Raw genomic sequence first — 9089 nt, forward strand, 5'->3', positions numbered from 1 at the left:
GGATCGCCGCCGTGGTGTCCGCACGGGACGCGGCGACCACCAGCGCCCGGCCCGCGTGGGCCAGTGCGCGGCGGTGCAGCTCGGTCGCGTCCGGGCCGGGGAGAGGGGCGGACGCGCGGGCCGGCGGGGTGCCGCGCAGGCGGGTGAGCTGTTCGGCGATCAGCTCCGCCGCGTTGTCCAGGCCCAGGTCGTCCGTGACGGCCAGCAGTGCCGCGAGGTGGCCGGCGAGCTGGATGTCCAGTTCCTCTTCGCGGGTGCGGTGCGGGAAGTCGGTGTCGGCCATCGAGTGGACCGACTTGGTGCGGATCGGCTCGTACATGGGGATGGTCTCCTGGCGTCGTCAGGAGACCATCCTACATTGGAATCAGTCTAAAGTTGAGTCCGGTCGAGCGGAAAGGAACCGCCGCCTACGGCTGCGAATAGCCGTCCAGGAAGTTCCCGATCCGCGTCACCGCGTCCGCCAGCTCCGGCGCGGCCGGGAGCGTCACGATGCGGAAGTGGTCGGGCTCCGGCCAGTTGAATCCCGTCCCGTGGACGACCATGATCTTCTCGCGCTGGAGCAGATCGAGGACCATCTGCCGGTCGTCCTTGATCTTGAAGACCTTCGGGTCGAGCCGGGGGAAGAGATACAGCGCGCCCTTCGGCTTCACGCAGGTGACGCCCGGGATCCGGGTGAGGAGGTCGTACGCGGTGTTCCGCTGCTCCAGGATGCGCCCGCCCGGCAGGACGAGTTCGTTGATCGACTGCCGGCCGCCGAGCGCCGTCGCCACCGCGTGCTGCGAGGGCATGTTGGCGCACAGCCGCATGTTGGCCAGGATCGTCAGGCCCTCGATGTACGAGGTCGCGTGCTTCTTCGGGCCGCAGACCGCCAGCCAGCCGGAGCGGAAGCCGGCGACGCGGTAGTTCTTCGAGAGGCCGTTGAAGGTCAGGGTCAGCAGATCCGGCGCGATCGCGGCGGTCGGGGTGTGGGTCGCGCCGTCGTACAGGATCCGGTCGTAGATCTCGTCCGAGCAGACGATCAGACCGTGCCGGCGGGCGATCTCCGTGAGCCCGAGGAGCATCTCGTCGCTGTAGACGGCGCCGGTCGGGTTGTTCGGGTTGATGATCACGATCGCCTTGGTGCGGTCGGTGATCTTGCGCTCCACGTCGGCCAGGTCCGGCATCCACTCCGCCTGCTCGTCGCAGCGGTAGTGCACGGCGGTGCCGCCCGCGAGGGAGACGGACGCGGTCCACAGCGGATAGTCCGGCGCCGGTACGAGGACCTCGTCGCCGTCGTCGAGCAGTGCCTGCATCGACATCTGGATCAGCTCGGAGACGCCGTTGCCGAGGTAGACGTCCTCGACGTCCAGCTCGATGTTCTTGGTCTGGTAGTGCTGCATCACCGCGCGCCGCGCGGACAGCAGCCCCTTCGCGTCGCCGTAGCCGTGGGCGTCGCCGAGGTTGCGGAGGACGTCCTCCAGGATCTCGGGCGGGCACTCGAAGCCGAAGGCCGCCGGGTTCCCCGTGTTGAGTTTGAGGATGCGGTGGCCTGCTGCCTCCAGCCGCATCGCCTCATCGAGGACGGGACCCCGGATCTCGTAACAGACATTGGCGAGCTTGGTTGACTGGATGACCTGCATGACGGCGAGCTTACGACCGGGTTTCGCGGGGCGCCTGGTGTTTTTGACCACGTCGGTCCGGAGTGTGAGACGCGAAGGCCCGCCAACCCCCGGCGGACCCCGCATTTTGTTGAGGCAGTGTTCACCGAAGCGGACCGGGCAGTTCACCCGGGCAGCGGGGGGTCCCACGACGCTGGGCGCTCATGAAGAAGCGCAGCACGATCCTCGCCCTGGCCACCGTCACGGTCATGGCCGCCACCACCGCACTGCTGCCGTCGGCCCTGGCCACCGGCTCGCACACCGAGCCCGGCCGCGGCGACAGCCACGGCGGCAAGCTCGACCTCACCCTCCTCGGCCGCTACGAGAGCGGGAAGTACGACGAGGGCGGCGCGGAGATCACCGCGTACGACTCCAGGACCCGCCGGGTCTTCACGATCAACGCGCAGGCCGGCACCGTCGACATCCTCGACATCCGGAACCCCGCCGAGCCCCGCAAGACCGGCGAGCTGGTCACCCCCGGTGCCAACAGCGTCGCCGTCCACGACGGCCTGATCGCCGTCGCCCAGCAGGCCGGGGCCAAGACGGACCGGGGCACGGTCGCGTTCTTCCGCGCCTCCGACGGCCGCAAGCTGGACGAGGTACGGGTCGGCGCCCTGCCCGACATGGTGACGTTCACCCCCAAGGGTGACCGCGTCGTCGTCGCGAACGAGGGCGAGCCCGACTCGTACTGCCCGCCCGGCGGCGAGGAGCCCGCGGGTATCGACCCCGTCGGCTCCGTCTCCGTCGTCGACCTGGACCGCGGGCGCGGCGGCGAGCTGCGGCGCGCGACCGTGCGCACGGCCGGCTTCGGGAAGTGGGACCGCAAGAAGGACCAGCTGACCCGGGACGGCGTGCTGATCTACGGCCCGAACGCCTCCGTCAGCCAGGACATCGAGCCCGAGTACGTGGCGGTGTCGAAGGACGGCCGCACCGCCTGGGTCACCCTCCAGGAGAACAACGCGCTCGCGCTCGTCGACCTGCGCCGCGCCGAGGTCGAGAAGATCGTCCCGCTCGGCGAGAAGGACCACTCCAAGCCCGGCAACGGCCTCGACGCCTCCGACAAGGACGGCGGCGTCAACATCCGCACCTGGCCGGTCAAGGGCCTCTACAAGCCCGACGGCATCAGCGCCTTCACCTCGCGCGGCGGCGAGTACACCGTCAGCGCCAACGAGGGCGACGCCCGCGACTGGGACTGCTTCGCCGAGGAGGTGCGGGTCAAGGACGTCGAGCTGAACCCGGAGGCGTTCCCCGACGCCGCCGCGCTCCAGAAGGACGGCGCGCTGGGCCGCCTCAACATCACCACCACCTCGCCGCGCGACAGCCGGGGCCGGGTCACCGAGCTGAACTCGCTCGGCGGCCGTTCGATCTCCGTGCGCGACGAGCGCGGCCGGCTCGTCTGGGACTCCGGGGACGACCTGGAGCAGCTGACGGCCGAGGCGTTTCCGGAGAACTTCAACACCGACCACGCCGAGAACGCCCCCGACAGCCGCAGCGACAACAAGGGCCCCGAGCCGGAGGGCATCACCACCGGAACGGTGCGCGGTACGACGTACGCCTTCGTCGGTCTGGAGCGGGTCGGCGGCATCGCGGCGTACGACCTGAGCGACCCGCGCCGCCCGAAGGCGGCCGGTTACGTCAACTCGCGTGATTTCGCGGGCGACCCGGAGGCCGGTACGGCGGGCGACCTGGGCCCGGAGGGCGTGCTGTTCGTCGCGGCGAAGGACAGCCCGACGGGTGACGCGCTGCTGGTGGTCGGCAACGAGGTGAGCGGGACGACGTCGGTCTACCGGGTCGGCCGCTGAGGGGTGACCCCGGCCCCGGCCCTGTTGCCGGGGTGTCCTCGAACGCCGGACGGGCTCAACAGCGGCCCGTCCGGCGGTGGGGGCTGTCTACGGCTGACGCCGTACCGACCGGCCCGCCAGGACGTCCGTGCGGCGGCCGTCCTCGATCACGAAACGGCCGTCGATCAGCACGTGCGGGATGCCCACCGGCAGGGTGCGCGGCGAGGCGAACGTCGAGCCCGCCGCCACCGTCTGCGGATCGAAGAGCACCAGATCCGCCCGGTAGCCCTCGCGGACCAGCCCGCGGTCCGCGAGGCGCAGGCGTGCGGCGGGGCGCGAGGTCAGATGGGCCACGCACTCCTCCAGCGACAGGACGCCCAGCTCGCGCACGTACCGGCCCAGATACCGCGGGAAGGTGCCGTACGCGCGCGGGTGCGGCTTCGCTCCCTGGAGGATCCCGTCGCTGCCGCCGGTGTGCACTCGGTGGCGCATGATCTCCCGCACGTTCTCCTCGTGCCCGACGTGCTGGAGGATCGTCGAGCCGAGCCGGTCGTCGATCAGCAGCTTGCGGGCGGTCAGCCAGCCGCTCTCGCCGCGCAGCCGCGCCGTCTCGGCGATCGTCCGGCCGACGTGCGCCGTGAGCGCCGGGTCCGCGACGCCGGAGATCTCGATGGTGTCCCACTCGATGGGCACCCCGTGGCAGCCGTCCGCGCCGATCTCCTCCATGTGGTGCCGGATCCTCTCCGCCGTCGCCGCGTCCCGCAGCCGCTCCAGGATCGCGTCCTGGCCGCCCGCGCTCGCCCAGCTGGGCAGCATCGCCACGAGCGTCGTGCAGCCGGGCGTGTAGGGATAGGTGTCGAGCGAGATGTCCGCGCCGTCGTCCAGCGCCTTGTCCAGCAGGGTGATCAGATCGGGTGCCCTGCCCTTGTTCACACCGAAGTTCATGGTGGCGTGGGCGAGATGGAGCGCGCAGCCGGCCGTGCGTGTGAGGTCGACCATCTCCTCGTACGCGCGCAGGGCGCCCGCGCCGTAACTGCGGTGGTGCGGGCAGTAGTAGCCGTCGTAGCGCGCCACCACCCGGCAGAGTTCGGTGAGTTCGGCGTCGTCCGCGTACATGCCGGGCGTGTACGTCAGCCCGGAGGACATGCCGACGGCGCCCTGTTCCAGGGACTCGGCGACCAGCTGTCGCATCCGGTCCAGCTCGGCGGGGGTCGCCGGGCGGTCGTCCTGGCCCACCGCGTACATCCGCACCGTGCCCTGCGGCACGAGATACGCCGCGTTGACGGCGATGCCCCGGCCGTCGAAGCCGTGGTCGAGCCGGTCCAGGAACTCACCGACCGTGCGCCAGTCGAAGTCCACCGACGTGTCGCCGGGCGCCCCGCCGTTCCAGCCGGTGATGGCCCGGCGGACCTCGGCGAGCGTGGCGTCGTCGACGGGGGCGTACGACAGCCCGTCCTGGCCGATCACCTCCAGGGTCACGCCCTGCGCGGCCTTCGCCGAGTGGTCGGGGTCGCGCAGCAGCGCGAGGTCGCTGTGCGCGTGCATGTCGATGAAGCCGGGGGCGAGGGCGAGCCCCGCCGCTTCGACGACCCGCGCCCCGGAGAGCGCGGGGCCGGCGCCGGGCCCGTGGCGCCGGATCCCGGCGATACGGCCGTCGGTGACGCCGACGTCCGCCCGGTAGGAGTCCTGGCCCGTGCCGTCGACGACACGTACGTCCCGTATGACGAGATCCATGACTGGCAGCGCTTTCCTCGGGGTCGGGGGGACTTCGCGCGGCCCGCCCGGTGGGTGGTCGTTCCTCGGTCGCCGGACGGGCTCGGAGGTGTCAGAAGAACGTTCGGATGAGGTCGGTGACCGTGCCGTCCGCCTCGGCCAGCGGGATCAGCTGCCACTTGTCGAACGACGTGCACGGGTGCGAGAGCCCGAAGCCCACCCAGTCGCCGACCTCGATCACCGCGTCCGGCGACGTGTGCAGCTTGCCGTGCTGGTCGGACAGGCCGGTGACGGTGATGCCGCGCGCCGGACGGATCTCGCCGGTCCGCGCGTCGCGCACGACCTGCGCCTCCGGCAGGTCGAGGTCGTACGCCGCGTCCCGCTTGCCCGCGTTGACGAACGCCTGCTCCGGCGACGGACGCGAGACCACCTGGGCCCAGAGGCGGAAGGCCGGCCGGAGCGCGCCCTCGGCGGGCACCCGGTTGAAGGGCGTCAGCCGCTTGTAGTGGCCGTCGTCGTGGGACACGTACGCGCCGGAGCGCAGCAGTTTCAGTACGGGGCGGGACAGCACGGGGATGTCGGCGAAGACGTCCGCGACCGCGTCGAACCACGCGCTGCCGCCCGCGCTCACCACCACCTCGTCCACGGTCCCGGAGAACCGGCCCGCCGCGTCGAACTCGGCGGCCAGCGCGGTCAGCCGGCGCAGCCAGGCGCGGACGGTCTCGTTGTCGGCGTGCGGCACCTCGCCCTCGTAACCGGCGACGCCGACCAGCCGCAGCGTGTCGGTGGCGGCCACGGCGTCGGCGACCCGCGCGCACTCCGCCTCCTTGCGGACACCGGTGCGCGCGCCCTCGCCCGCGCCCAGCTCCACGACGACGTCCACGGGGCGCGAACCGCCCGCCGCCCGCAGCGCCTCGTCCATCAGCTCGACGCCGCGCACGGAGTCGACGTAACAGATGAAGCGGAAGCCCGGGTCGGAGTCCAGTTCGGCGGAGAGCCAGCGCAGCGCGACCGCGTCGACGACCTCGTTGGCGAGGAAGATCCGCTGGATGCCGAACGCCCGGTAGACACGCACCTGGTGGGGGAGCGCGGCGGTGATCCCCCAGGCGCCGTACTCCAGTTGGCGCGCGAAGAGCTGCGGGGACATGGACGTCTTGCCGTGCGGGGCGAACGCGAGGCCGTGCCGCTCGGAGTACGTCTCCAGGAGCGCGAGGTTGTGGGTGAGGGACTCGGCGGAGAGAGCGAGTACCGGGGTGGTGAAACCGCCGGTGAAGAGGTTGCGGCGCTCGGCGGCCAGCTCGGCGACGGTGAGGCCGTCGGCGTCCGGCGGCAGCCCTTTGAAACGGTGGTCGAGACGCTCGTTCCTGAGGTGCTCTTCGCTGAGTCGTCCGGCGACCGCCATAGGGCCTCCTCCATCTGTCTCGTTGCAACATGTGCAACACCCATTGCGTATGACGCTTGACGCTGTCTAACATCCGAGCCGTTGCCGGGTCAATGATGGGCCCGGCGCCCCGGCCGGTGAAGGCCAGGGCCGGACCGGGTGGAGTGGAGCCCGCCGGCCACGACGAGCGAGGAGCCCCGAGTGCCCGCACCGGAAGAAGCGGACCCGACCGGCCACGGCGGGCCCGGCGCACGCGTCGATGTGGTCAGCCTCGGCGAGTCCATGGTCACCTTCCTGCCCTCGCGCCCCGGCCGTCTCGCCGACGTCCCCGCCTTCACCCGCACCATCGGCGGCGCCGAGTCCAACGTCGCCTGCGCGCTCGCCGCCGCCGGGCACACGGTCAGGTGGATCAGCCGCGTCGGCTCCGACGGCTTCGGCGACCATCTCGTGGAGGCGATCGGCGCGTACGGCGTCGACACCTCCGCCGTACGACGCGACGCGGACGGCCGCCCGACCGGCATCTACTTCCGTACGGCCACGGACCGCTCCACCACCGCCCACGAGGTCGCCTACTACCGGGCGGGCTCGGCCGCGTCCGCGATGTCCCCCGGGACGATGGACCGCGCCGACCTCTGGTCCGGCCGCGTCCTGCACCTGTCCGGCATCACGGCCGCCCTCTCCGACGACTGCCTCGCCCTGATGCGCGCGCTGCACGAGCGCCGGGCGGAGCGGCCGCTGGTGTCCTTCGACGTGAACCACCGTCCCGCGCTCTGGCGCGACGACTCCGGCCCGCGGGTGCTCCTCGACCTCGCCCGCGGCGCCGACCTCGTCTTCGTCGGCGACGACGAGGCCGCGCAGCTCTGGGACCTGCACAGCCCCGAGGCGATCCGGGAGGCGCTGCCGGAGCCCGCGGTGCTGGTCGTGAAGGCGGGCGCGGACGGGGCGACGGCGTTCGTACGGGACCCCGGGACCGGCGCCGGCACGGACACCGGCACGGGCACCGGCACCGGCACCGGCACGGACACCGTCACCTCCGTACCCGCCCTGGCCGTCGACGTCGTGGCACCCGTCGGCGCGGGCGACGCCTTCGCCGCCGGCTTCCTGTCCGCGACCCTCCGGGACCTGCCGACCGCGGCCCGGCTGCGCCACGGCCATCTGATGGCCGCCGCCGTACTCACCGACGCCGGCGACGTCTGCGTCCCGGCCGCCCGCGCGCACGCCGACCGCCTCGCCGCACTGGACGACGCGGCCTGGGGCGCCCTGCGGCTCGGCCCCGGCTGGACCTCCGGCGCCGGGGAGCCCGGACAGCGGCAGGAAGCGGTACCCACCTCATGAGCCAGACCGTCGACCGCGCGCTGAGCATCCTGCCGCTCCTCGCCCGGGGCCCCGCCGACCTCGGACAGGTCGCCGCGCGCCTCGACGTCCACAAGTCCACCGCCCTGCGGCTGCTGCGCACCCTGCACGAGCACGGGCTCGTCTACCGCCAGCAGGACCAGCGCTACCGCCTCGGCGCCCGCCTCTTCGCGCTCGCGCAGGAGGCCGTGGAGAGCCTGGACGTACGCGAGATCGCCCACCCGCACCTCACGGCGCTGGGCGAACAGTGCGGACACACCGTCCATCTCGCCGTCATAGAGGACAGCGAGGTCCTCTACATCGACAAGGTCGAGAGCCGCTATCCGGTCAGGATGTACTCCCGGATCGGCAAACCGGTCGCCGTCACCGTCGCGGCCGTCGCCAAGCTGCTCATCGCCGACCTGCCCGAGGCCGAGCGCCGCGCACTCGCCGAGCGGCTCGACTTCCCCATGTACACCCCCCGTTCGATCCCGAACGCCGCCGCCTTCCTCAAGGAGCTGGCGACCGTACGCGAACAGGGGTGGGCCACCGACCTCGGCGGCCACGAGGAGTCCATCAACTGCATCGGGGCCCCGATCCGCGGTGCGGACGGCCGGACCGTCGCCGCCATGTCGGTGTCCGCGCCGAACGTCGTCGTCACCGCTGATGAACTCCTCGCCCTTCTCCCGCTGTTGCGCCGCGCCGCCGACGCGATCAGCCGCGAGTATTCGGGGCACACGCACCAACCGGAACCCGCACCTCCCGCTCTTCGGAAAGAGATCTCATGAGCGACCAGACCGCGAAGACCGCAGTCGTCCCCGCCACGCACGCCGCGCCGCCGGCCAAGTTCTCCCACGGCGTCCGCAAGGGCAACATCCTCCAGGTGGCCGGACAGGTCGGCTTCCTCCCGGCCGTCCCGGGCGAGGCCCCGACCGTGGTCGGACCGACACTGCGCGAGCAGACGCTCCAGACCCTCGCCAACGTCAAGTCCGTCCTGGAGGCGGGCGGCGCGAGCTGGGACGACGTGATGATGCTGCGCGTCTACCTCACGGACGTCGCGCACTTCGCCGAGATGAACGAGATCTACAACGCCTACTTCGAGGAGCAGAACCTCAAGGACGCGCCCGCCGCGCGTACGACGGTGTACGTCGGCCTGCCCGCCGGACTGCTCGTCGAGATCGACGCGCTGGCCGTACTCGGCTGATCCCGGCCCTCCGGCCGCCCGGCCGGACGGTCCCGCCGCTC

8 protein-coding genes are annotated in these 9089 nt (G+C 72.0%); 4 read left to right on the top strand and 4 right to left on the bottom strand.

Annotated elements, in window-relative coordinates:
• Positions 1-319, bottom strand: a 319-nt coding sequence (locus GXP76_RS31505; RefSeq protein ID WP_242575033.1) for a hypothetical protein, incomplete at its 3' end; no start/stop codon positions are given.
• A gap of 88 nt (positions 320-407) precedes the next feature.
• A complete protein-coding gene (locus GXP76_RS31510) occupies positions 408-1619 on the bottom strand; it encodes a pyridoxal phosphate-dependent aminotransferase (RefSeq protein ID WP_242575034.1) in 1212 nt (403 codons plus the stop codon).
• A 182-nt stretch (positions 1620-1801) separates the two neighbouring features.
• Here GXP76_RS31510 and GXP76_RS31515 point away from each other — a divergent pair, with 182 nt between their 5' ends.
• A complete protein-coding gene (locus GXP76_RS31515) occupies positions 1802-3439 on the top strand; it encodes a choice-of-anchor I family protein (protein WP_242575035.1) in 1638 nt (545 codons plus the stop codon).
• Between the two features lie 87 nt (positions 3440-3526).
• Here GXP76_RS31515 and GXP76_RS31520 read toward each other — a convergent pair whose 3' ends face one another.
• Both GXP76_RS31520 and GXP76_RS31525 read right to left on the bottom strand, forming a co-directional pair.
• The gene (locus GXP76_RS31520) at positions 3527-5152 is read right to left on the bottom strand and encodes an amidohydrolase family protein (RefSeq protein ID WP_242575036.1); all 1626 of its coding nucleotides are present in this window, start codon (positions 5150-5152) and stop codon (positions 3527-3529) included.
• 91 nt (positions 5153-5243) lie between these two features.
• Positions 5244-6533 (bottom strand): amino acid deaminase, encoded by a 1290-nt coding sequence (locus tag GXP76_RS31525; protein ID WP_242575037.1) that lies wholly within the window; start codon positions 6531-6533, stop codon positions 5244-5246.
• Between the two features lie 261 nt (positions 6534-6794).
• Between GXP76_RS31525 and GXP76_RS31530 the strand changes: the two genes are divergently transcribed.
• From GXP76_RS31530 to GXP76_RS31540, 3 genes are read left to right on the top strand one after another with little or no spacing between them, the layout of a single operon-like run.
• On the top strand, positions 6795-7847 hold the full coding sequence (locus tag GXP76_RS31530; protein ID WP_242575040.1) for a sugar kinase: 1053 nt from the start codon (positions 6795-6797) through the stop codon (positions 7845-7847).
• Complete coding sequence (locus GXP76_RS31535; RefSeq protein ID WP_242575038.1) at positions 7844-8632, top strand: IclR family transcriptional regulator; 789 nt, start codon at positions 7844-7846, stop codon at positions 8630-8632. The genes GXP76_RS31530 and GXP76_RS31535 overlap by 4 nt, the downstream gene beginning before the upstream one ends.
• The gene (locus GXP76_RS31540) at positions 8629-9048 is read left to right on the top strand and encodes a RidA family protein (RefSeq protein WP_242575039.1); all 420 of its coding nucleotides are present in this window, start codon (positions 8629-8631) and stop codon (positions 9046-9048) included. Before GXP76_RS31535 ends, GXP76_RS31540 begins: the two co-directional genes overlap by 4 nt.
• The last annotated feature ends 41 nt before the right edge of the window (positions 9049-9089 follow it).

The organism is Streptomyces sp. NP-1717 (assembly GCF_022695985.1).
GTDB lineage: Bacteria > Actinomycetota > Actinomycetes > Streptomycetales > Streptomycetaceae > Streptomyces.